This is a genomic window from Streptococcus sanguinis (genome assembly GCF_020729765.1).
Classification (GTDB): Bacteria; Bacillota; Bacilli; order Lactobacillales; family Streptococcaceae; genus Streptococcus; species Streptococcus sanguinis_Q.
The window spans coordinates 59,073-82,645 of record NZ_JAJEPD010000043.1 but is presented as its reverse complement, the minus strand read 5'-3'; the positions used below and the strand labels follow the sequence as shown (position 1 = coordinate 82,645).

Annotated in this window: 21 protein-coding genes; 15 read left to right on the top strand and 6 right to left on the bottom strand. The window is 41.0% G+C overall.

The features are described from left to right. The coding region (locus tag K4H96_RS06230; protein WP_227956414.1) for an ATP-binding cassette domain-containing protein at positions 1–1,614 on the bottom strand (1,614 nt) is incomplete at its 3' end. 292 nt (positions 1,615–1,906) lie between these two features. On the opposite strand from K4H96_RS06230, the gene trpS reads away from it, so the two are divergent. Next, positions 1,907–2,932, top strand: coding sequence for a tryptophan--tRNA ligase (gene trpS, locus K4H96_RS06225; RefSeq protein WP_223338115.1), 1,026 nt, complete (start codon positions 1,907–1,909; stop codon positions 2,930–2,932). A 205-nt stretch (positions 2,933–3,137) separates the two neighbouring features. Beyond that, entirely contained in the window at positions 3,138–4,619 is a 1,482-nt protein-coding gene (gene guaB / locus K4H96_RS06220; RefSeq protein ID WP_032908038.1) for an IMP dehydrogenase, read from the top strand. 180 nt (positions 4,620–4,799) lie between these two features. Here the strand turns inward: guaB and recF are convergent, their stop codons facing one another. Together recF and yaaA are read right to left on the bottom strand one after the other, a co-directional pair. Next, complete coding sequence (gene recF / locus K4H96_RS06215; protein WP_227956413.1) at positions 4,800–5,894, bottom strand: DNA replication/repair protein RecF; 1,095 nt, start codon at positions 5,892–5,894, stop codon at positions 4,800–4,802. 2 nt (positions 5,895–5,896) lie between these two features. Next, the gene (gene yaaA, locus K4H96_RS06210) at positions 5,897–6,295 is read right to left on the bottom strand and encodes a S4 domain-containing protein YaaA (RefSeq protein ID WP_223338113.1); all 399 of its coding nucleotides are present in this window, start codon (positions 6,293–6,295) and stop codon (positions 5,897–5,899) included. 187 nt (positions 6,296–6,482) lie between these two features. Here yaaA and yfmF point away from each other — a divergent pair, with 187 nt between their 5' ends. The 8 genes from yfmF (at position 6,483) to K4H96_RS06170 (ending at position 13,710) form a co-directional block, all read left to right on the top strand. Continuing rightward, positions 6,483–7,730, top strand: coding sequence for an EF-P 5-aminopentanol modification-associated protein YfmF (gene yfmF, locus K4H96_RS06205; RefSeq protein ID WP_321573082.1), 1,248 nt, complete (start codon positions 6,483–6,485; stop codon positions 7,728–7,730). Next, positions 7,730–9,025, top strand: coding sequence for an EF-P 5-aminopentanol modification-associated protein YfmH (gene yfmH, locus K4H96_RS06200; protein WP_223338111.1), 1,296 nt, complete (start codon positions 7,730–7,732; stop codon positions 9,023–9,025). Before yfmF ends, yfmH begins: the two co-directional genes overlap by 1 nt. 33 nt (positions 9,026–9,058) lie before the next feature. Beyond that, the gene (rodZ, locus tag K4H96_RS06195; RefSeq protein ID WP_223338110.1) at positions 9,059–9,913 is read left to right on the top strand and encodes a cytoskeleton protein RodZ; all 855 of its coding nucleotides are present in this window, start codon (positions 9,059–9,061) and stop codon (positions 9,911–9,913) included. A 16-nt stretch (positions 9,914–9,929) separates the two neighbouring features. Next, positions 9,930–10,469: a CDP-diacylglycerol--glycerol-3-phosphate 3-phosphatidyltransferase gene (pgsA, locus tag K4H96_RS06190; protein ID WP_004184972.1), complete on the top strand. Its 540-nt coding sequence runs from the start codon at positions 9,930–9,932 to the stop codon at positions 10,467–10,469. A 1-nt stretch (position 10,470) separates the two neighbouring features. Then, entirely contained in the window at positions 10,471–11,307 is an 837-nt protein-coding gene (locus tag K4H96_RS06185; RefSeq protein ID WP_004184970.1) for an energy-coupling factor ABC transporter ATP-binding protein, read from the top strand. Continuing rightward, positions 11,283–12,122: an energy-coupling factor ABC transporter ATP-binding protein gene (locus K4H96_RS06180; protein WP_002894262.1), complete on the top strand. Its 840-nt coding sequence runs from the start codon at positions 11,283–11,285 to the stop codon at positions 12,120–12,122. Before K4H96_RS06185 ends, K4H96_RS06180 begins: the two co-directional genes overlap by 25 nt. Continuing rightward, a complete protein-coding gene (locus K4H96_RS06175) occupies positions 12,115–12,909 on the top strand; it encodes an energy-coupling factor transporter transmembrane component T family protein (protein ID WP_223338109.1) in 795 nt (264 codons plus the stop codon). Before K4H96_RS06180 ends, K4H96_RS06175 begins: the two co-directional genes overlap by 8 nt. 210 nt (positions 12,910–13,119) lie before the next feature. Next, positions 13,120–13,710 carry a LysM peptidoglycan-binding domain-containing protein gene (locus tag K4H96_RS06170; RefSeq protein WP_061591926.1) on the top strand — a complete coding sequence of 197 codons (591 nt, stop codon included), beginning with the start codon at positions 13,120–13,122 and terminating at the stop codon, positions 13,708–13,710. A 134-nt stretch (positions 13,711–13,844) separates the two neighbouring features. Here K4H96_RS06170 and K4H96_RS06165 read toward each other — a convergent pair whose 3' ends face one another. The 3 genes from K4H96_RS06165 to sdaAB are packed head-to-tail and all read right to left on the bottom strand — an operon-like array spanning position 13,845 to position 16,096. Further along, on the bottom strand, positions 13,845–14,492 hold the full coding sequence (locus K4H96_RS06165) for an HAD family hydrolase (RefSeq protein ID WP_061591925.1): 648 nt from the start codon (positions 14,490–14,492) through the stop codon (positions 13,845–13,847). A gap of 51 nt (positions 14,493–14,543) precedes the next feature. Next, on the bottom strand, positions 14,544–15,416 hold the full coding sequence (gene sdaAA, locus K4H96_RS06160; protein ID WP_002899542.1) for an L-serine ammonia-lyase, iron-sulfur-dependent, subunit alpha: 873 nt from the start codon (positions 15,414–15,416) through the stop codon (positions 14,544–14,546). Positions 15,417–15,424: 8 nt separating this feature from the next. Further along, positions 15,425–16,096: an L-serine ammonia-lyase, iron-sulfur-dependent subunit beta gene (sdaAB, locus tag K4H96_RS06155; RefSeq protein ID WP_002928563.1), complete on the bottom strand. Its 672-nt coding sequence runs from the start codon at positions 16,094–16,096 to the stop codon at positions 15,425–15,427. A gap of 298 nt (positions 16,097–16,394) precedes the next feature. On the opposite strand from sdaAB, the gene mnmA reads away from it, so the two are divergent. The 5 genes from mnmA to dnaB all read left to right on the top strand — a co-directional run bounded on the left by mnmA (position 16,395) and on the right by dnaB (position 23,572). Next, positions 16,395–17,516: a tRNA 2-thiouridine(34) synthase MnmA gene (mnmA, locus tag K4H96_RS06150; RefSeq protein WP_223338050.1), complete on the top strand. Its 1,122-nt coding sequence runs from the start codon at positions 16,395–16,397 to the stop codon at positions 17,514–17,516. Between the two features lie 138 nt (positions 17,517–17,654). After that, on the top strand, positions 17,655–19,562 hold the full coding sequence (gene mnmG, locus K4H96_RS06145) for a tRNA uridine-5-carboxymethylaminomethyl(34) synthesis enzyme MnmG (protein WP_223338051.1): 1,908 nt from the start codon (positions 17,655–17,657) through the stop codon (positions 19,560–19,562). A gap of 187 nt (positions 19,563–19,749) precedes the next feature. Then, entirely contained in the window at positions 19,750–21,741 is a 1,992-nt protein-coding gene (locus tag K4H96_RS06140) for a DHH family phosphoesterase (protein WP_455710595.1), read from the top strand. Beyond that, positions 21,738–22,190 carry a 50S ribosomal protein L9 gene (rplI, locus tag K4H96_RS06135; RefSeq protein ID WP_223338052.1) on the top strand — a complete coding sequence of 151 codons (453 nt, stop codon included), beginning with the start codon at positions 21,738–21,740 and terminating at the stop codon, positions 22,188–22,190. The genes K4H96_RS06140 and rplI overlap by 4 nt, the downstream gene beginning before the upstream one ends. 26 nt (positions 22,191–22,216) lie before the next feature. Continuing rightward, a complete protein-coding gene (dnaB, locus tag K4H96_RS06130; protein ID WP_002894241.1) occupies positions 22,217–23,572 on the top strand; it encodes a replicative DNA helicase in 1,356 nt (451 codons plus the stop codon). Position 23,573: the final 1 nt, after the last annotated feature.

The window sequence follows — 23,573 nt, the reverse complement described above, 5'->3', positions numbered from 1 at the left end:
CCAAAGTTCTTTGACTTTTGCCTGAACTTCCTGATTTTCCAAGAATTCATCATAGGTTTCGTCAATGCGGTCAATCACACCATTTTTAGAGAGGACAATGATATGGTTGGCTAAGGTTTGAATAAATTCATGGTCGTGACTGGCAAAAATAATGGATCCTTTGAAATTTTTTAAGCCATCATTTAAGCTGGAGATTGATTCCAAATCTAAGTGATTAGTTGGATCGTCCAAGACTAAAACGTTGGATTTAAGCAACATCAACTTAGATAACATAACCCGAACTTTTTCTCCTCCTGACAAGACATTGACAGACTTGTTAACCTCATCTCCAGAGAAAAGCATGCGTCCAAGGAAACCTCGAAGGAAGGTGTTGTCATCCTCTTCTTTGCTAGCAAATTGACGCAGCCAGTCAAGGATTGATTCACCATTAGCAAAGTCACGAGAATTATCTTTTGGTAGGTAAGATTGACTGGTTGTGACACCCCACTTGACAGTTCCTTCATATTCAATATCACCCATCAAAGCACGAATCAAAGCTGTTGTTTGGATGTCGTTTTGGCCAATCAAAGCTGTCTTGTCACCAGGACGCAAAATGAAGTTAATATTATCAAGAATAGTTTCTCCGTCTATCTTGACAGAAAGGTTTTCCACTGTCAAGAGATCATTACCAATTTCACGATCTGCTTTAAAGCTGATAAATGGGTATTTGCGGCTAGATGGAACAATTTCTTCTAACTCAATCTTGTCAAGCATCTTTTTACGAGAAGTTGCTTGTTTTGATTTTGAAGCATTGGCAGAAAAGCGAGCAACAAATTCTTGAAGTTGCTTGATTTTTTCTTCTGCTTTGGCATTTCGGTCAGCGAGCAGCTTAGCCGCTAGTTCGCTTGATTCTTTCCAGAAATCATAGTTTCCGACATAAAGTTTGATTTTTCCAAAGTCAAGGTCGGCCATATGAGTGCAGACTTTATTCAGAAAGTGACGATCGTGGGATACAACAATAACTGTATTGTCAAAATCGATAAGAAAGTCTTCCAGCCAAGTAATAGACTGAATATCTAAACCGTTAGTTGGCTCGTCCAGAAGTAAGACATCAGGTTTACCAAAAAGGGCTTTGGCTAAGAGTACTTTAACCTTATCTCCGTTAGAGAGCTCGCTCATATTTTGGTAGTGAAGATCTTCCGGAATATTGAGATTTTGCAATAATTGAGAGGCTTCACTTTCAGCTTCCCAGCCACCTAGTTCAGCAAACTCTCCCTCAAGCTCGGCCGCACGTACACCATCTTCATCAGAAAAATCAGGCTTCATATAAATAGCATCTTTTTCTTTCATGATATTGTAGAGATGTTCATTTCCCATGATTACAACATCAATAGCCCGTTCTTCTTCATAGTCAAAGTGGTTCTGGCGAAGGACTGAAAGACGTTCATTTGGTCCTAGAGAAATGTGGCCTGTTGTTGGCTCGATATCACCAGCTAAAATTTTTAAAAAGGTTGATTTTCCAGCGCCGTTAGCTCCAATCAATCCATAAGTATTTCCTTCTGTAAATTTGATGTTGACCTCATCAAACAATTTTCGGTCACTGAAACGCAGTGATACATCTGATACTGTAAGCAATGTCTTTCTCCTATATATATATAATCTTCTTCATTTTACTAGAAAACAGAACTTTTTTCAAATAATTCTGAGATAAAAAGAAAAAATCAAAGCAGAAAGAAAAAAGGAGAATAGAATGAACTAAGACTTTTAGGTTTTCCAGCCAGAATAGTTTGTAAACTAAGTTTACAAACATTGTAAAGGGATGTYAATCAAGCTGTAAAAACTGGAATTTTCTCTTTTTTCTAGAAACTTCTTTCTCATTTTCATTGAAAATGATATAATGAACTCATTATAAATTGAGGAGTAATAAATGACTAAACCAATTATTTTAACAGGAGATCGTCCGACAGGAAAATTGCATATTGGTCATTATGTAGGAAGTTTACGGAACCGCGTGCTTTTGCAGGATCAGGGTAAATATGAGATGTTCGTATTTTTGGCTGATCAGCAAGCTTTGACAGATCATGCAAAGGATCCTCAGACAATTGTTGAGTCCATTGGGAATGTAGCTTTGGATTATTTAGCGGCTGGATTGGATCCTGAAAAGGTGACTATTTTTATTCAAAGTCAGATTCCTGAGTTGGCAGAGTTGTCAATGTATTACATGAATTTGGTGTCATTGGCTCGTTTAGAGCGTAATCCTACTGTCAAGACTGAGATTGCACAAAAAGGTTTTGGGGAAAGTTTGCCAACTGGATTTTTAGTTTATCCAATTTCTCAGGCAGCAGATATCACTGCTTTTAAAGCTAATTATGTACCAGTCGGACATGATCAAAAACCTATGATTGAGCAAACTCGGGAGATTGTTCGCTCCTTTAACAATGCTTATCAGACAGATGTTTTGGTAGAACCGGAAGGGATTTATCCTGAAAATGAAGCAGCTGGACGTTTGCCTGGTTTGGATGGCAATGCTAAGATGTCTAAGTCTCTCAATAATGGCATTTATCTGTCAGATGATATGGATATTCTGCAAAAGAAAGTTATGAGCATGTATACAGATCCTAATCATATCAGAGTGGAAGATCCTGGAAAAATTGAGGGAAATATGGTCTTTCATTATCTGGATGTTTTTGGCTGCCCCGAAGATGCTGCTGATATTGCTGCAATGAAAGAGCATTATCAAAGAGGTGGTCTGGGAGATGTCAAAACCAAACGCTATCTGTTAGAAATTTTAGAGCGAGAGTTAGGTCCGATTCGTGAGCGTCGTGTGGAGTTTGCTAAAGACATGGGACAGGTCTATCAGATGCTGCAAGAAGGATGCGATAAGGCACGTCAGACTGCCTCTCAGACTCTTTCGGAAGTGAAGTCTGCGATGGGGATTAATTATTTTAAATAACGAACATTATTGATTATAAATCACAAAAACTATCGTTTTTAGTTTTAAAAATGATGGTTTTTATTTTTTGTATAATAATGATTGACAATTTCCTATAGAATGGTATGATATTAACAACAAAAAAACCAGCTCTTATTCAAAGAAAACTGAACTTCAATTTTCTTTGGGTATTAGTTCAAATAAGAAGGAAAAGAGGAAACTGTGGATGTCTAACTGGGACACTAAATTTTTGAAAAAAGGTTTTACCTTTGATGATGTGCTTCTGATTCCAGCTGAAAGCCATGTACTGCCCAATGATGCTGATTTGAGTACCAAGCTTGCTGAGAATTTGACCTTGAATATCCCAATCATTACTGCCGCTATGGACACTGTTACAGAGAGTCAGATGGCTATCGCTATTGCCCGTGCTGGCGGTCTTGGAGTTATCCACAAAAATATGTCTATTGAGCAACAGGCCGATGAAGTTCGAAAGGTTAAACGTTCTGAGAATGGCGTAATTATTGATCCTTTTTTCCTAACGCCAGAGCATACGATTGCTGAAGCAGATGAGTTGATGGGACGTTACCGTATCAGTGGTGTTCCTGTTGTAGAAACTCTTGAAAATCGTAAGTTAGTAGGGATTCTAACTAATCGTGATTTGCGTTTTATTTCTGACTATGACCAACCTATTTCTCGCCATATGACCAGTGAGAATCTTGTAACGGCGCCTGTTGGAACAGATTTGGGAACTGCAGAGCGTATTTTGCAAGAACACCGGATTGAAAAGTTGCCTTTGGTTGATGATAAGGGCTGTCTTTCGGGTTTGATTACCATTAAAGATATTGAAAAGGTTATTGAGTTTCCAAATGCTGCTAAAGATGAGTTTGGTCGTCTTTTGGTCGCTGGTGCTGTCGGTGTTACTTCAGATACTTTCGAACGTGCAGAAGCTCTCTTTGAAGCGGGTGCAGATGCGATTGTTATTGATACTGCTCATGGCCACTCAGCTGGAGTTTTGCGCAAGATTGCTGAGATTCGTGCTCATTTCCCTGATCGCACCTTGATTGCTGGAAATATTGCAACTGCTGAGGGTGCGCGTGCACTTTTTGATGCAGGTGTGGATGTTGTTAAGGTCGGAATTGGTCCTGGTTCTATCTGTACAACCCGTGTCATTGCTGGTGTTGGTGTTCCTCAAGTAACTGCTATTTATGATGCAGCTGCTGTGGCGCGTGAATATGGAAAAACCATCATTGCTGATGGTGGGATTAAATATTCTGGAGATATTGTTAAGGCCTTGGCTGCAGGTGGAAATGCTGTTATGCTGGGTTCAATGTTTGCAGGAACAGACGAAGCGCCAGGCGAGACGGAAATCTTCCAAGGTCGGAAATTTAAGACTTACCGTGGTATGGGATCTATCGCCGCTATGAAGAAGGGCTCTAGTGACCGTTACTTCCAAGGTTCTGTCAATGAAGCGAATAAGCTAGTTCCAGAAGGAATTGAAGGCCGTGTGGCATACAAGGGAGCTGCTGCAGATATTGTCTTCCAGATGCTTGGTGGTATCCGCTCTGGAATGGGCTACGTTGGTGCTGCAAATCTGCAAGAACTTCACGATAATGCTCAGTTTATTGAGATGAGTGGCGCCGGATTAAAGGAAAGCCACCCTCATGATGTGCAAATTACAAATGAAGCCCCTAACTATTCAGTTCAATAAAAAATAAAACGAGGTCGGGAATTTTTCCTAACCTCGTTTTAAATTTACGATTTAAATTGACATACTTTTACAATTCAAAAGTCTATAAAAGCTGTTCTAACAACAATTCGATATAATTCGTTTACACTATAAGCAACATTATGTAAATAAAATTTACAAAAACGTAAATCTCATGTGATGCTAGGATTGAGATATAATTTGTCCTTGCTGAATAGTGAAAATTTTAATATCTTGTGGAAGATTTTTTAAATGTTCTAAAGTTGTTGTAGTGATGAAAGTTTGAATATCCTGAGAGATAGTTTCTAATAATTTTAGTTGACGGTTATTKKCAAGTTCGCTCATTACATCGTCAAGCAACAAAATAGGTGTTTCCTTTGTAATGCTTTCTATTAACTTGATTTCGGCTAGTTTCAGTGATAAAACAAGACTGCGATGCTGACCTTGGCTACCAAAGTTGGCATCCATCTGGTTGATAAAAAAAGCAATATCGTCACGATGAGGACCAACACCTGTATTTTTTTTGAATAGATCACGTTTACGGCTGCTTATTAAGGAAGAGCGGTAAGTTTCTTCTAAATTGTCAATTTTTTGTAAAGGAATAGATGACAGATACTTGACAGTCAACTTTTCCAGATTCTGAGAAATGTCCCAGTGCTTGTCCTGAGCAAAGCTTTCTAATTTTTGCAAAAAATCTAACCGATGCCTGATTACACGACAGCCGTAGTCAACCAGTTGCTCATCAAGGACAGTCAAGAAGGTTTCATCAACTTTGTCATTAGCTTTCAGATAGGCATTGCGTTGTTTAAGGACATGATTATAATTGGATAGATCTGATAGATAGACTGGCTTGATTTGTCCGAGTTCAATGTCTATAAATTTACGACGTAAACTGGGGGAGCCTTTAATCAACTGTAAATCTTCAGGAGCAAAAAGGACAACATTCATAGTTCCAATGTAGTCTGATAATTTACTTTGTTTCAAGTGATTGACTTTTGTGATGCGACCTTTTGGTGTCAAGTTAATGTCAAGGGGAACCTTACCTGTCTTTTTTTCTAAGAGGCCAGAGACAAGGAGGTCATTTTCTGTAAAATGAATCAGATCCTTATCTGAGCGTGTGCGGTGGCTTCTTGTCAAGGCTAGGAAATAAACAGCTTCTAAAATATTGGTTTTACCTTGTGCGTTCTGGCCTAGAAAGACATTTAAGCCAGGATGGAAGTCAATATCAGCTTCCTGATAATTTCGGAAATGCTTGATTTTTAATGATTGCAGCCACATGATTAGATACCAGGGAAGCGAACAGGGCTTTTCGTAGTTTTCTGCTTTTTAGGCCCCCCTGTATTCTTACGCTTTTCTTTTTTAGAAGTCTGAGATTTTTTTAAATCCTTGTTCATGGCTTTGACAAGTTCAGCAACTCTTTTTTTTTCTGCGATTTCTTTCTGGTGTTGCAGAATTTCTTCTTGACTAGGGGCTGTTAAATCAATTTCAATTCCTTTCTCGGGAAGGGAAATCCTGTCATTGACACGGAGTTTTTTTCCCCGGCGGTTTTCTGGCTCACCGTTAAAAAGAACTGGATATTCACTTAGAAATGTTTTAATTGCTCCGCCGCTTTGGATAATTCCTGTTTCTTTTAAAAGTGCTTGTAGCGTGATGTAGTCATCAAATAATTTATATTCCATATTTCACCTCAACCCTGTCATTATACCATATTTGTTAGTAAAAAGTGCTGAGGTGCTTTGGATAAAAGTGGAAATTTTCTCCTGTTATCAGAAAACGTTTTAATCAGCAAAAAGCTTGGTAGAACAAACAAATCAGAGGCATTTCATGATATAATAGTAGTCTATATTATTCAGTATGAGGGGCGTCATGGAAATCACTAAAGGAGTTCGTCTCCATTTTATTCAATCAGAAAAATTTAAAACAAACAAAATAAGGGTTCGTTTTTCAGCGCCTATGTCCAAAGAAACAGTAGCTGGTCGGGTTTTAACAGCCAGCATGCTAGAGACTGTCAATGCTGTTTATCCTACTTCGCAGGCTTTTAGAGAGCGTCTGGCCAACTTGTATGGTGCTGATTATTCTACGAGTCTTTCAAGGAGAGGATTGGTGCATTATTTAGATATCAATCTTTCTTTTGTGCGGGATAAATTTTTGAGTCGCAAGAATGTCCTGACAGATGCCATGCTTGATTTTTTGAAAGCCAGCTTGTTTTCTCCATTGGTAAGTCAGGACACTTTTGATGAATCTGCTTTTGAAATTGAGAAGAAAAATATCTTGAATGATTTGGAAGCTGAAATTGAGAATCATTTTTATCATGCTCATCGAGAATTAGATAAACTCTTTTATGAAGAAGAGGAAATGCAGATGCCTCGTGTTGGGACGATTGAATTAATCCAGAAAGAGACTGCTGCAAGTAGTTTTGCTGCTTTTCAGCAGATGCTTCAGGAAAATCAGATTGACTTTTTCTTTATTGGGGACTTTAATGAAGTGGCTGTTCGGGAGAAAATTCAATCTTTCAATTTTGCACCTCGTCAGCAAGAACTTCAGTTATTTTATCAGCAAGAATATTCCAATGTTTTGCGAGAAGGACTGGAGCAGAAGGATGTGCATCAGTCAATTATTGAGTTGGGCTATCACTTCCCTATTCAGTACGGAGAGAGTGAGCACCTGCCTTTAGTCGTTTTAAATGCTTTGCTAGGTGGCTTTGCCCATTCAAAATTATTTGTCAATCTTCGTGAAAAGGAAGGGCTGGCTTATACAATTTCTAGCAATTTTGATATTTTTTCAGGAATGATGCGAATTTACGCTGGTATTGACCGCAGCAATCGGACCAGAACAGTTGCTTTAATCAACCGGCAAATTGGTGATTTGAAGCGTGGGAATTTTAGTCTGGAAGAACTGAATCAAACCAAGAAAATGCTGAGAAATTCGGTATTGTTAGCTCAGGATCGACAGAWTACAATCTTAGAGAGAGCTTATATGGCTTCTGTTTTAGGGAAAAAATTCTTATCTCTTGAAGCTTGGTTGGAAGCTTTGGAACAGGTTCATAAAGATGATATTATCAAGGCAGCTGGTCAGTTGAAATTACAAGCTATTTACTTTATGGAAGGAAAATAATGCAGGGAGAAGTGCTAGAAAAAATCAATTATTCAGCAGTGGGAGAAACTGTCTATCAGACAGTTTTAGCAAATGGTTTGCGTGTTTTTCTTCTGCCTAAAAATGATTTTAATGAAACTTATGGGATTATCTCAACTAATTTTGGTTCAGTGGATACTGGGATTGTTTCACGTGAAACCAATCAGGTCACTCAATATCCGGCTGGAATAGCTCATTTTTTGGAACATAAGCTTTTTGAAGGCCCGCAGGGAAAGGATTTGCTGTTGGAATTTACTAAGCTAGGGGCTGAGAGCAATGCCTTTACAAGCTTTACTCGGACTAGCTATTTATTTTCTGCAACGGATAATATCTCAGAAAACCTACAGCTTTTGCAAAAACTAGTGCATCGGGCTGATTTCACAAAAGAATCCATTTTGCGGGAACAGGATATTATTGGCCAAGAAATTGAAATGTATCAGGATAATCCAGATTATCGTCTCTTTTTTGGAGCCTTGGCCAATCTCTATCCTCAAACACCTCTGGCAGAAGACATTGCAGGAACGAAAGAGTCCATCTCTGAGATTACCGTCGAAAATTTGAAGGAAAATTTCAAGAACTTTTATCATCCTTCTAATATGACTTTGTTTGTGATTGGTAATTTTGATTTGGAACAGATAGCTGCTGAGATTGAAGAACAGCAGGAAAAACTAGTTTTTGCTGGGAGTTCGGAATCTATTGAAAAAATTCCTGTTAGCCTTCACCCAGTGGTATCAACGGATACCTACCGAATGGAGGTGGCTAGTCCAAAACTGGCAGTTGGGATTCGGGGTACAGACTTTGTTGATGAATCGGAGTTGTATCGCTATAAAATCACTTTGAAACTCTTATTTGCCATGATGTTCGGCTGGACTTCCAAGCGTTTCCAGTCCCTCTATGAAAGTGGTAAAATGGATAATTCTTTAACGCTGGAAGTGGAAGTAGAAAAAGATTTTCACTTTGTCATGCTGACGATGGATACTCAGGAACCAGTGGGACTTTCTCATCAATTTCGCTCAGCCATCAAGAATTTTGACAAGGATCCGGATGTGACAGAAGAGCATTTGGATACGATTAAAAGTGAGATGTTTGGTGATTTTCTGCACGGTTTAAACTCGCTTGAGTATATTGCAACCCAATATGAACCGCATTTGACGGGTGAGAATCTGTTTGATTTGCCGAAAATTTTACAGGACATCAGCTTGAATGATGTGATAAAACTAGGTCATCAATTTATCGATCAGTGTGATATGACAGATTTTACTATTTTTCCAAAATAATTCCAGAATCGTTTTTAAAATTTTGTTAAAATAGTGAAGAATAGAAATAAGGGAAAAGTACGTATGAGAAAAAAAACGATAGGAGAAGTGTTGAAGCTTGCCCGGACCAATCAAGGGCTGAGCTTAGAGGAATTTTCAAAAAAGACAGATATCCAGCAGGATTTGCTGGAAGCGCTGGAACGAAATGACTATGATTTGCTTCCTAGTCCTTTCTATGCCCGTAGCTTCTTGCGGAAATATGCTTGGGCTGTAGATTTGGATGAATCCATTATTTTGGAGGCTTACGAAGCTGGTGAGATGATAGTCTTTGATGAAGTGGCACTGGCAGCAGATGAGGAATTTAGGAGCAGAAAAAATAAAAATAAAAGCTCTTTTCTGCCCTTGTTCTATTTTTTCTTGTTGGCTTCAGCTATTGCTGCTTTCGTGGCATACTATATCTGGAGCTATGCTCACACTAATTCGGTAAGTTTCAAAGCATCTAACAGCAATTATAGTCTGGTGTCTTCTACAAGTATTAATAGTCAGATGGGTTCCTTTTCTTCGGCTGATTCTAAGTCAGTTTCTTCCTCGGCTAGCAAGTTGACAGTTGGTGGAAGCGGAGATAATTTGATTGCTGAGTACAGCGGAGCAAGTCAGCCTGTCAAAGTGACCGTTTCTGTGGAGCAAACGACCAATTTGGTAAGCATAAGCGATTCAGAACTAGCCGAAGGCATCACCTTATCTCCTGAAAAATCAAGCCAGACGGTTGCTCTTGAGCCAGGAAATAAGTATCTTATTACGTTAGCACCTGTTAAAGGAGCAACTGTGACGATAGAGGGGCAAAAACTAGATACTTCGGCTTTGACTAGCGATAGTGGAACAATTAGTTTGAACATTACGAAAGGATAGAAACGAAGGGAATCCCATGAAAAAAGAAAATATTCCAAACGCCTTAACTCTTGTTAGAATTGCTTTAATCCCTGTATTTGTTGTGATTTTAACATTCGGTCATTCTTATGCCATGCATATCTTGGCAGCTTTTATCTTTGCTTTTGCCAGTATAACTGATTATCTAGATGGTTATTTGGCTCGAAAGTGGGAAGTGGTAACAAACTTTGGTAAATTTGCTGATCCCATGGCTGATAAGCTTTTAGTGATGTCTGCCTTTATCATGTTGATTGAGATGGAAATGGCTCCCGCCTGGGTTGTAGCTATTATTATTTGCCGGGAATTGGCAGTAACAGGTCTGCGCTTGCTTTTAGTGGAAACAGGCGGTACAGTCTTGGCGGCTGCTATGCCAGGTAAAATCAAGACCTTCACGCAGATGTTTGCTATTATTTTTCTACTGATTCATTGGACTCTCTTAGGGCAAATCCTTCTGTATATTGCTTTAATCTTTACGATTTATTCTGGATATGACTACTTCAAGGGAAGTGCCTATCTCTTTAAAGATACCTTTAAATAATATGAAAAATATCATCGAAGTAAGAAATCTTAAGTACAAATACGATAGTGAGTCTGAGAATTACACTTTAAACGATGTCTCCTTTCAGGTAAAAAAAGGGGAATGGCTATCCATTGTTGGCCATAATGGCAGTGGAAAATCAACCACTGTTCGTTTGATTGACGGCCTTTTAGAAGCGGAAAGCGGAGATATTATTATTTCAGGCGATAAGCTGACAGTTGAAAACGTCTGGGAAAAACGCAGACAGATTGGCATGGTATTCCAAAATCCAGATAATCAGTTTGTCGGTGCAACTGTAGAAGACGATGTAGCCTTTGGTTTGGAAAATCAAGGGCTGGACTATGATCTGATGGTAGAGCGAGTCCAGCAGGCATTAGAGCTTGTCGGCATGCAGGATTTTAAGGAGCGTGAACCAGCTCGTCTTTCCGGAGGGCAAAAACAGCGGGTAGCTGTTGCAGGTGTGGTAGCTCTGAGACCGGATATTATTATTTTGGATGAAGCAACCAGCATGCTGGATCCAGAGGGACGTTTGGATCTTATCCAGATCGTGAAAAAAATTAAAGATAGTAATCAGCTGACCGTCATTTCTATCACTCATGACCTGGATGAAATAGCCTTAAGCGACCGTGTTTTGGTTATGAAAGAGGGTCAGGTTGAGTCTACCGCTACCCCGAGAGAGCTTTTTTCTCGAGAAGATTTGGAAGAGCTAGGATTGGATCAGCCATTTGTTAATCAGGTAAAGGCGGCTTTGCGTCAGTCTGGTCTTTCTCTGCCAGACTCTTACTTAACAGAAAAAGAATTGCAGGATCAATTATGGGCATTACTCTCAAAAATGTAAGTTATACTTATCAAGCTGGCACTCCTTTTGAGGGACCAGCGCTTTTTGGAGTGGATTTGGAGATAAAATCGGGCAGTTATACAGCTCTTATCGGGCATACTGGCAGCGGTAAGTCAACCATTCTTCAGCTTTTAAATGGCTTGCTGGTTCCCAATCAGGGTAGTGTTGAAGTAGGCAGTACAGTCATCACAGCTGATTCTGTCAATAAAGACATTAAACAGGTGCGCAAGAAGGTCGGTCTAGTCTTTCAATTTCCGGAAAGTCAAGTTTTTGATGAAACAGTTTTGAAAGATGTGGCTTTTGGTCCTCAGAATTTTGGTGTTTCTAAGGAAGAAGCGGAAGCTTTGGCGCGTGAAAAGCTGCACTTGGTCGGGATTTCTGAGGATTTGTTCAATCGCAGTCCTTTCGAACTTTCTGGTGGCCAGATGCGTAGGGTAGCCATCGCTGGTATACTAGCCATGGAGCCCGATATCTTGGTTTTGGATGAGCCGACAGCAGGACTTGATCCATCCGGTCGAAAAGAACTGATGAGGCTCTTTGAAGAGCTGCATCGAGCTGGTATGACCATTGTTTTGGTAACTCACCTAATGGATGATGTAGCCAACTTTGCTGATACAGTCTATGTTTTAGATAAGGGCAGAGTAGTCAAGAGCGGTCAGCCTGCTCAGGTCTTTCAGGATTTGGATTTTATGGAGAGTATTCAATTGGGTGTTCCTAAGATTACAAAATTTGCTCACGAATTGGCGGAGAAAGGGATGAATTTCTCGCATTATCCTATTACAATTGAAGAATTCAAGGAGATCTTGCATGGATAAGTTGATTTTAGGTCGCTATATTCCCGGAAATTCAATTATTCATCGTTTGGATCCGCGGAGCAAGTTGCTGGCGATGTTTCTTTTTATTCTATTAATTTTCTGGGCTAATAATCTTGTGACCAATCTGCTGTTGTTTGTTTTCGTTTTTAGTTTGGTCTTGCTGTCCAAGGTTCCTTTGAAGTTCTTTTTAAAGGGTATCCAGTCCATGGTTTTTATCATAGCTTTTACCACCTTGTTTCAGCTGTTTTTAACCTCTGGAGGGGCCACAATCTTTCGATTCGCTTTTATCAGAATTACAGAACTAGGACTGTCACAGGCTGGAATTATTTTTAGCCGCTTTATTCTGATTATTTTCTTTTCTACTCTTCTGACTCTGACAACGACGCCCTTAAGCTTGTCCGATGCGGTTGAGTCTTTGTTGAAACCACTGAAGGTTTTCAAAGTGCCAGCACATGAGATTGGTCTGATGCTCTCTATGAGCCTGCGCTTCGTTCCAACGTTGATGGATGATACTACTCGGATTATGAACGCCCAGAGGGCGCGTGGTGTTGACTTTGGCGAGGGAAAGCTTGTTCAAAAGGTTAAATCTATTATTCCCATTCTAATCCCTTTGTTTGCTTCTAGTTTTAAAAGGGCAGATGCTCTAGCAATTGCCATGGAAGCGCGCGGTTATAATGGAGGTGAAGGCCGGACACGTTTTCGCCGCTTGGCATGGAAAAGAAATGACAGCTTGGCTATTATTAGCTTACTTATATTAGGTGTTCTGCTTTATATATTGAAAAACTGACCTATTGTTTAAAGTGTTTTTAGAGAATAGTATAAGTTAAACTTGTCTATTTTTTGCTTTGTCAAAGAAAATATTTGGCAAAAAAGCTCTAAAAGTCTGTTTTTAACGTCTAAACTAAATGTTCTTGTAACGTTTGACTTGGTAATGTAACTTTTTGGTAATATTTTATGTGTAAGATAGTATTATCACCGAAAGGAGAATTACATTTTAATGAACAAAAAAACAGCAAAATGGACTTTAACAGGTGCAGTCGCTGCAGCGGCTTTCTTGGTTTCAGGTATTGCGAATGCTGAGACCTATACAGTTGAAGCCGGTGATACTTTATCAGCTATTGCTAACGAAAAAAATACAACTCTTGAGAAATTAGTAGAGTTAAACAAGATTGCAGATCCAAATCACATCCGTGTTGGTCAAATCTTGGAACTTGGAAATAGTGCCAAAACGTCTGAAACAAGCGTAGCAGCAACTGCAACTCCCGTAAATAATTATGCAGCACCTGCAGCAACAGCTAATTCAGCAGCAACATCAGGAGGCCTTGTACTTAGCAATGGTAATACTGCTGGTGCAACAGGCTCTTATGCAGCATCACGTATGGCAGAAATGACTGGTGTCCCTGCATCAACTTGGGAAGCTATCATTGCCCGTGAATCAAATGGTCAAGTAGATGCTTACAACCCTTCAGGTGCTAGTGGTCTTTTCCAAACAATGCCAGGTTGGGGATCAACAGCTACTGTTGATGATCAGATTCAAGCAGCATATAGTGCCTACAGTGCTCAAGGACTTTCAGCTTGGGGCTACTAAAATAAAAATAAAAAAACCACAGAAACTCTGTGGTTTTTTGGTTTACAAAAAATTGACAATTTATAAGCAGAAAATGGTAGTGTAGATTAAGATTTAAAGGTAACAATCTTATCTATATTGACAGCTGTGTAAAGTTATGAAAAGTGTTCTTTCAATATTTTTAAAATGTAGTTAGGAGAATTAGCTAGCAAATCTGCTCCATTTTCTAGTAACTCTTTTTGGCTACCAAAGCCCCAAAGGACTCCTAAAGTTAAGATTCCTACTTCCTTACCGCCAATTATATCAAACTTTGTATCGCCTATAATTATGGTTTCTTCTGGATTTGCATCTAGTGTTCGCAGAGCTCGACGCAGAACATCTGCTTTGTGAAATGAATCTGGCAGTGAGCCAAAAATATCATCAAATTGCTCATAGATAGCTAGATTTGCTAATAAATCTTGTGCTGTGGGTTGATTTTTACTAGTTGTTACATAAATTTTATAACCAGCTTCTTTTAACTGTGTCAGTAATTCTGGTATCCCTTCATAGAGGCGAACGCCCCAGATGCCTTTTTCCTTATAGAAGCTACGATAATAGTTAATCGCTTCTGGAACTTGCCTTTCTTCAAGAACGGAGGCGAAGCTTACTTCCAGAGGCGGCCCCATAAAACTTTTGATAATACTTTCTTCAGGGCACACTTTTCCAAGTTGTTTGAAGCTGTATTCAAAAGATTCTTGGATGCCCTTTGAACTGTCAACTAAAGTTCCATCCAAATCAAAGAAGATATATTTCAAATGATTCATCTTGTCTCCTTGTTTACTATCTAGTAAATCTACTTGACAAATTTGTAAAGGTTATTCTCCAAAGATTTCTTTTGAAAGTCTGCGTCCTGTAGGTGTTGTAGCTAGACCGCCTTCAGCTGTTTCTCTGAAAGCAGTAGGCAGGCTTGACCCAACTTGATACATGGCGTCAATGACTTCGTCAACAGGAATTTTAGATTCGATTCCCGCAAGAGCCATATCAGCTGCAATAAAGGCGTAGCTGGCTCCCATGGCATTTCGCTTGACACAAGGCACCTCCACTAGACCAGCTACTGGATCACAAATCAAGCCCAGCATGTTTTTAATGACAAAACAAATAGCTTGACTGGCTTGAAAAGGTGAACCTCCAGCAGCTAGAACTAAAGCAGCTGCACTCATAGCAGAAGCGGAGCCGACCTCAGCTTGACAGCCACCTTCAGCACCCGAAATTGAGGCGTTATTGGCAATGACGAGGCCGAAAGCACCTGCGGCTAATAGAAAGTTTAGCTGTTCTTCTTCTGAGAGTCCTAATTTTTCAATGGCAGATGTAAGAACAGCTGGCAGACAGCCAGCGCTGCCGGCAGTAGGTGTTGCACAAACCAAGCCCATTTTAGCATTATGCTCATTGACAGCAATAGCATTTTTTGCAGCAGTCAGCACAGTGTGGTCTGATAAAGCCTTTCCTGACTGGATATAGTGGTCAAGTTTTGCTGCGTCTCCTCCAGTCAATCCGCTGCGAGACTTGCTCTCATCAAGTCCAAGAAGGACAGAGGCTTTCATGACTTCCAGATTGCGATGCATCAACCGCAGGACTTCATCTCTTTCACGACCAGTCAATTCATACTCGGTAGCAATCATCAATTCAGCAACATTTCCTTGGTAATCTAAATCAGCTTGCTCTACCAATTCTTTGATGGAATAAAACATATTTTCTCCTATTTAAAGAAATTCACATTGTGCAGATGAGGAATATTACGGATTTCATCAATGGCTTCCTCACAGCTTCGGCTGTCAACTTCAATAATCATAATCGCTTTTTCTCCAGCCTTCTCACGTGTAACATTCATCTGAGCTATATTGATATTGTAGCGTGACAGAGCTTCGGTGACATGGGCAATCATACCTGGGACATCCTGATGGACAATAATGATGGTCGGAGTATTCATGCTCAGAGATACTGAAAAGCCATTCAGCTCTGTTACTTGAATGTTGCCTCCACCGATAGAGACTCCAGTCACACTGATTGTTTTACGGTCATTTTTGACTGTAATTTTTGTCGTATTAGGGTGGGGAGCATTGCTATCCTTTTGAATCGTCCAGACAATCTTGATACCGCGTTTATGAGCAATTTCAAGGCTGTTAGGAATCTCTGGATCATCAGTCTCCATACCTAGAATCCCTGCGACAAGAGCCAAGTCAGTTCCGTGACCTCGGTAAGTTTTGGCAAAAGAGTTAAAGAGCTGGAACTCTACCTCTGTCGGCTCATCGTTAAAAATAGAGGAGACAATTTTTCCGATACGGACGGCGCCTGCTGTATGACTGCTTGATGGGCCTATCATCACAGGTCCGATAATATCAAAAACAGATTGAAATCTTAGTGAAGTCATGATTTCTCCTTGCAGCTAATTTATTATTTTCATTATAACAAAGTTAAGGGCTTTCTGCTGATTTTTTAAATGAATTAAAAGTGCATATTATAAAAGTTTGTTAGTGAAGAAAGTAAAAGAGAAAATCAATAACTTTACAACTTTGTAAATATTCTTTACAGTTGATAATTCTAGCTGAATTTCTGATTTGTTTTCCTAGTTCTTTCGTGCTATAATAGGGCTTGCTCAAGCGACCTTCAATCGTTGAAAGCACAGCACGACCTTCAATCGTGAAATAACGAAAAGATGGGAGAACACAATGAGTGATAACTCTAAGATTCGTGTCGTAGTTGGAATGAGTGGAGGTGTCGATTCATCAGTAACTGCTTTGCTCTTAAAAGAGCAAGGTTACGATGTGATTGGCATCTTCATGAAAAACTGGGACGACACAGATGAATTTGGTGTCTGCACAGCCACAGAGGACTACAAGGATGTAGCTGCTGTTGCAGATCAGATTGGCATTCCTTACTACTCTGTCAACTTTGAGAAAGAGTACTGGGATCGCGTTTTTGAATACTTCTTGGCGGAATACCGAGCAGGTAGGACTCCAAATCCAGATGTTATGTGTAACAAAGAAATCAAGTTTAAAGCCTTCCTTGACTATGCCTTGACACTGGGTGCAGATTACGTTGCAACGGGTCACTATGCTCAGGTGAAGAGAGACCAAGAAGGCGTGGTTCACATGCTGCGTGGCAAGGACAATAATAAGGATCAGACTTACTTTTTAAGTCAACTATCACAGGAACAACTGCAAAAGACCATGTTCCCTCTGGGTCATTTAGAAAAACCAGAAGTTCGAGCGATTGCTGAAAGAGCAGGTTTAGCTACAGCTAAGAAAAAAGACTCAACGGGTATTTGTTTCATCGGCGAGAAGAATTTTAAAGAGTTTCTGAGTCAATATTTACCAGCCCAGCCGGGTCGCATGATGACCTTGGAAGGTCGAGATATGGGCCAGCATGCTGGCTTGATGTATTATACCATTGGCCAGCGAGGTGGTCTTGGAATTGGTGGTCAGCACGGGGGAGATAATGAGCCTTGGTTTGTGGTTGGAAAAGATCTCAGCCAAAATATTCTTTATGTCGGTCAGGGCTTTTACCATGACAATTTGATGTCAACCAGTCTTGACGCTAGTCAGGTTCATTTCACAAAAGAAATGCCAGAAGAATTTACTATGGAATGTACAGCTAAGTTCCGTTATCGTCAGCCTGATTCCAAAGTGACAGTTACTGTAAAGGGTGACAAGGCAGTTGTCAACTTCGATCAACCGCAAAGGGCTATTACTCCAGGTCAAGCAGTTGTCTTTTATGATGGGGATGAGTGCTTAGGTGGTGGCTTGATTGACAGAGCTTATAAGAATGGTCAAGTCTTACAGTACATTTAGATTGACAATTCAGCTCAATCTGCTAAAATAAGATAAGCAATACCTATGATGGTCAAAGCTCATGGATGTTGCAGGCTTTTTTGTCCTGCACTTCTAGAGACTTGGCCTTTTTTGGTGAAAAAATGAGGGAAAAAGAAAATGACACACAATTTTACTGAAAGTTATGATATTGTCGTGATTGGGGCAGGCCACGCTGGAGTTGAGGCGTCTCTGGCTGCCAGTCGAATGGGCTGTAAAGTTCTGCTGGCAACCCTTAATATTGAGATGCTGGCTTTTATGCCTTGCAATCCATCTATCGGAGGGTCTGCAAAAGGGATTGTCGTTCGTGAAGTCGATGCTTTGGGTGGTGAGATGGCCAAGAATATTGACAAGAGCTATATTCAGATGAAGATGCTCAACACGGGTAAGGGACCTGCAGTTCGGGCTCTTCGGGCGCAGGCAGATAAGGAAGTCTACTCCAAAGAAATGCGGAAGACTGTTGAAAATCAAGAAAATCTGACCTTGCGGCAAACTATGATTAATGAAATCTTGGTAGAAGATGGTAAGGTAATTGGGGTTAAGACAGCGACCCATCAGGAGTATGCGGCTAAAGCCGTCATTGTTACGACTGGAACAGCCTTGCGGGGAGAAATTATCATTGGTGATCTAAAGTATTCATCTGGTCCTAATCACAGTCTGGCAGCCATTCCTTTGGCTGATAACCTGCGAGACCTAGGTTTTGAAATTGGTCGTTTTAAGACAGGAACGCCACCGCGTGTCAAGGCGTCATCTATCAATTATGATGTGACCGAGATTCAGCCAGGTGATGAAAAGGCCAATCATTTCTCTTACACGTCTCGTGATGAGGACTATGTGAAAGATCAAGTTCCTTGTTGGTTGACTTATACCAATGCGGAAAGTCATGAAATCATCCAAAATAACTTGCATCGGGCGCCTATGTTTTCAGGAGTAGTCAAGGGTGTGGGCCCTCGCTATTGCCCGTCTATTGAGGATAAAATCGTCCGTTTTGCGGATAAGGAACGACACCAGCTTTTCTTAGAGCCTGAGGGGCGTGATACGGAAGAAGTTTATGTGCAGGGGCTGTCAACCAGTCTGCCAGAAGATGTACAAAAGGACTTGGTTCACTCTATCAAGGGTCTAGAAAATGCTGAGATGATGCGGACAGGCTATGCCATTGAGTACGATATGATCATGCCCCACCAGTTGCGGGCAACCTTGGAAACCAAGAAAATTTCAGGGCTCTTTACAGCAGGTCAGACCAATGGAACTTCTGGTTATGAAGAAGCTGCAGGTCAAGGGATTATCGCTGGGATTAATGCGGCCTTGAAAATCCAAGGTAAGCCGGAGTTAATCTTGAAGCGCAGTGATGGTTACATTGGAGTCATGATTGATGATTTAGTGACCAAGGGGACCGTTGAACCTTATCGCCTCTTGACTAGTCGAGCTGAGTACCGTTTGATTCTCCGTCATGACAATGCTGATATACGTTTGACAGAGATGGGACGGGAAATTGGTCTTGTAGATGATGAGCGCTGGGCTCGTTTCGAGATTAAAAAGAATCAATTTGATAATGAGATGAAGCGTTTGGAATCTATCAAACTAAAGCCTGTTAAGGAAACAAACGCTAAGGTAGAAGCGCTTGGCTTTAAGCCTCTGACGGATGCAGTAACTGCCAAAGAATTTATGCGGCGTCCGGAAGTGTCTTACCAAGATGTGGCTCAGTTCATTGGTCCGGCTGCAGAGGAGCTTGATGAGAAGATTATCGAGCTAATTGAAACAGAGATTAAGTACGAAGGCTATATTTCTAAAGCTCTCGATCAGGTTGAAAAGATGAAGCGTATGGAAGAGAAGCGGATTCCAGCTAATATTGACTGGGATGATATTGATTCGATTGCGACAGAAGCGCGGCAAAAGTTCAAGAAAATTAATCCAGAAACGATTGGTCAGGCAAGTCGTATTTCTGGTGTCAATCCAGCAGATATTTCTATTTTGATGGTTTACTTAGAAGGCAAGTCCAGAAGCATTTCTAAAAATCAAGCGAAGTAACTCTTGTAAAAGGCTGAGTTTCCTTTGGGAAGCAGCCTTTTTGTGTAAATTTACAAGGGGTTGACAAGATTGTAAACTTTGAAAGACTATTTTTCGCTTCCTTTACCCTTCTTAAATGCTTTACTTATTGGGAGAAATTCGCTTTTTTCTAGGATTTATGGTAAAATGGCGGAATAAGAGGTCTATGATGAAAAAATTTCGTTTTGCCCCAATTCACTTGGCGATGGCAGGTCTAATTTCCTTTATAATCTTAGCCATCTGTCTGAGGCTTTTTGGTGATAGTTTGGCCATGCTAGCTGCTCTTATGCTTGTGCTGGCTCTTTTGATTGTGCTTTTTATCCAGCAACAGAGAGTATCCGAGCTAGATGAGATTGAGCAGATTCATTATGTCAATCATCAAGCAGAAGGAAGCCTCGCTTCCTTGCTGGATAAGATGCCAGTTGGTGTCATTAAAATCAGTGAAGATAATGGTGATGTAGAGTGGTTTAATCCATATGCAGAACTGATTTTTACAACCGAAGATGGTGATTTTGATGCTGATATGCTCAAGAATATCATGAAGGCTGCTTATTCAGACTCTGGTCATTATGCTACGGTTGGAGACAAGAAATATTCGGTTTACTTGGACCGTGCATCCAGTGTGTTTTATTTTTTTGATGCATCCAATGAATACGAAGCTACCGTTGGTCTGGTAACAACGCGCCCGGTGATCGGGATTATCTCGGTGGATAATTATGATGATTTGGAAGATGTCGTTTCTGACACAGATATCAGTCATATCAATAGCTTTGTGGCCAACTTCGTAGCAGAATTTTCTGAGCAGTTTCACATGTTTTATCGTCGGGTTGGCATGGATCGGTTCTATCTTTTTACAGATTACACGGTGCTGGAACAGCTGATGGAAAATAAATTTTCTATCATCGACCAATTCCGTACGGAAGCTAAAAATCGAGAGCTGTCGCTGACACTCAGTATGGGCTTTTCTTATGGCGATGGCAATCATGATGAAATCGGTCGGGTAGCCCTGCTTAACCTCAACTTAGCTGAAGTTCGGGGTGGGGATCAGGCTGTCGTCAAAGAAAATAATGACAACATGAATCCAATCTTCTTTGGTGGAGGAACGGCGTCAGCTGTTAAGCGGACGCGCACCCGTACTCGAGCTATGATGACTGCGATCTCTGATAAGATTAAGAGTGTGGATCAGGTCTTTATAGTCGGACATAAAAATCTGGATATGGATGCCTTGGGTTCTTCTCTTGGTATGCAGCTCTTTGCCAGTAATATCATTGAGAAAGCTTATGTGGTCTATGATCCGTCCCAGATGGCTTCTGACATTGAGCGCTCCATTACAAAGCTTCAGCAGGAAGGGGCTGACTATCTGGTGCCGCTTTCTGAAGCAGTAAATATGGTGACCAATCGTTCGCTCTTGATTATGGTTGACCACTCCAAGATATCTCTGACTCTGTCTAAGGATTTCTTTGATCAATTCAGTCAGATTATCGTAGTCGACCACCATCGCCGTGATGAAGACTTTCCGGAAAATGCTGTGATTGCCTATATCGAAAGTGGGGCTAGTAGTGCCAGTGAATTGGTAACGGAGCTGATTCAGTTCCAGAATTCTAAAAAGAACCGTCTCAGTAAGATGCAAGCCAGCATTCTCATGGCAGGTATCATGCTTGACACTAAAGGATTTTCATCTCGGGTCACCAGTCGGACCTTTGATGTGGCCAGCTATCTACGGACTCGGGGCAGTGACAGTGTTGTGATTCAGGACATTTCCGCTACGAATTTTGAGGAATATCGTGCGATTAATGAGCTGATTTTAAACGGCAAGAAGATTTTGCCTAATGTCATTGTAGCAGCTGGTCCAGAAGAGAACACTTATGATACAGTTGTCATCAGTAAGGCAGCTGATACCATGCTCTCTATGTCAGGAATTGAAGCCACTTTTGTTGTAAGCAAGAATACCAAAGGCTATGTGTCTATTTCGGCTCGCAGTCGCAGCAAGATCAATGTTCAGCGAATTATGGAAAAGCTGGGCGGTGGCGGTCATTTTAATCTGGCGGCAGCTCAAATTGAAGGCAAAACAGTTTCTGAGGTCCTTCAGTCGCTGAATCAAGAAATTATGGACCAAGTCATTAAAGAGGAAGTAATAATAGACGAGGAGAAAAAAGGATGAAAGTAATTTTTTTAGCAGATGTAAAAGGCAAGGGCAAAAAAGGCGAAATCAAGGAAATGCCGACTGGCTATGCTCAAAATTTTCTGATTAAGAAAAATTTAGCCAAGGAAGCAACAGCGCAGGCTATCGGTGAACTGCGCGGTAAGCAAAAGTCCGAAGAAAAAGCTCACGCAGAACTAGTGGCAGAAGCTCAAGCTATTAAAGCTAAGTTAGCAGAAGAAGCTACTATTGTTGAATTTACTGAAAAAGTTGGTCCGGATGGCCGCACCTTTGGCTCTATTACCAGTAAGAAAATAGCAGAAGAGCTGCAGAAGCAGTTTGGCATCAAAATTGACAAACGTCACATTAAGGTGGACTCACCGATTCGCTCCATTGGTCTGATAGATGTTCCAGTGAAAATTTATCAGGATATAACTGGGGTGATTCGTTTGCGGGTTAAAGAAGGATAATAGTGATTTGAAGGAAGGATTTACCGATGGCAGAGATTGATGAACTCCGAGCTCAGCCTCAGGATATTTTAGCGGAGCAGTCCGTCTTAGGAGCCATTTTCATTGATGAGAGCAAACTGGTCTTTGTTCGTGAGTATATCGAGCCTGCTGACTTCTTTAAGTATGCCAATCGCTTGATTTTCAAGGCTATGATTGACTTGGCTGACCGCGGTGATGCCATTGATGCAACGACGGTTCGCAATATTTTGGACAGTCAGGGTGATTTGCAGAATATCGGTGGTCTCAGCTACTTGGTGGAAGTGGTCAATTCTGTGCCAACATCTGCCAATGCTGAATACTATGCTAAAATCGTTGCAGAAAAGGCCATTCTAAGGCGGCTGATTTCGCGTCTGACAGAGTCTATCAATCAAGCCTACGATGGTGACCGTCTGTCAGAGGAAATTATTGCCGGAGCTGAAAAAGCTCTGATTGATGTCAGTGAAACAGCCAACCGCAGTGGCTTTAAAAATATCCGTGATGTGCTGAACCTTAACTTTGGCAATCTGGAGGCTCGATCTCTGCAGACGTCAGATATCACTGGGATTGCGACTGGCTATCGTGAGCTGGACAAGATGACGACTGGTCTGCATGAGGAAGAATTAATCATTTTGGCGGCTCGGCCAGCGGTCGGAAAGACGGCCTTTGCCCTTAATATCGCTCAAAATATCGGAACCAAGCTGGATAAGACTGTAGCTATTTTCTCTCTGGAAATGGGGGCGGAGAGCTTGGTGGACCGGATGTTGGCTTCAGAAGGGGTGATTAATTCTCATTCCATTCGTACGGGGCAACTGACAGATGAAGAGTGGCAAAAATATACCATTGCGACAGCTAATCTGGCCAATGCTAGTATCTATATCGATGATACACCAGGGATTCGGATTACAGAGATTCGCTCGCGGGCTCGAAAACTGGCTCAGGAAACGGGCAATTTAGGGCTGGTCTTGATTGACTATCTGCAGCTGATTACAGGAACTGGTCGTGAAAACCGCCAACAAGAAGTTTCGGAAATTTCCCGACAGTTGAAAATCTTGGCGAAGGAGCTCAAGGTGCCGGTCATTGCGTTGAGTCAGCTCTCGCGTGGCGTGGAGCAGCGGCAGGATAAACGACCGGTGCTGTCTGATATTCGGGAATCAGGTTCCATTGAGCAGGATGCGGATATCGTTGCTTTCCTTTACCGGGATGATTATTATGATCGAGCCGGTGAGGAGGAAGAAGGCATTCCCAATAACAAGGTTGAAGTCATTATCGAGAAAAACCGGAGTGGAGCGCGTGGTACAGTAGAGTTAATTTTCCAGAAAGAGTATAATAAATTCTCAAGTATTTCCAAAAGAGAGGACGAATAAA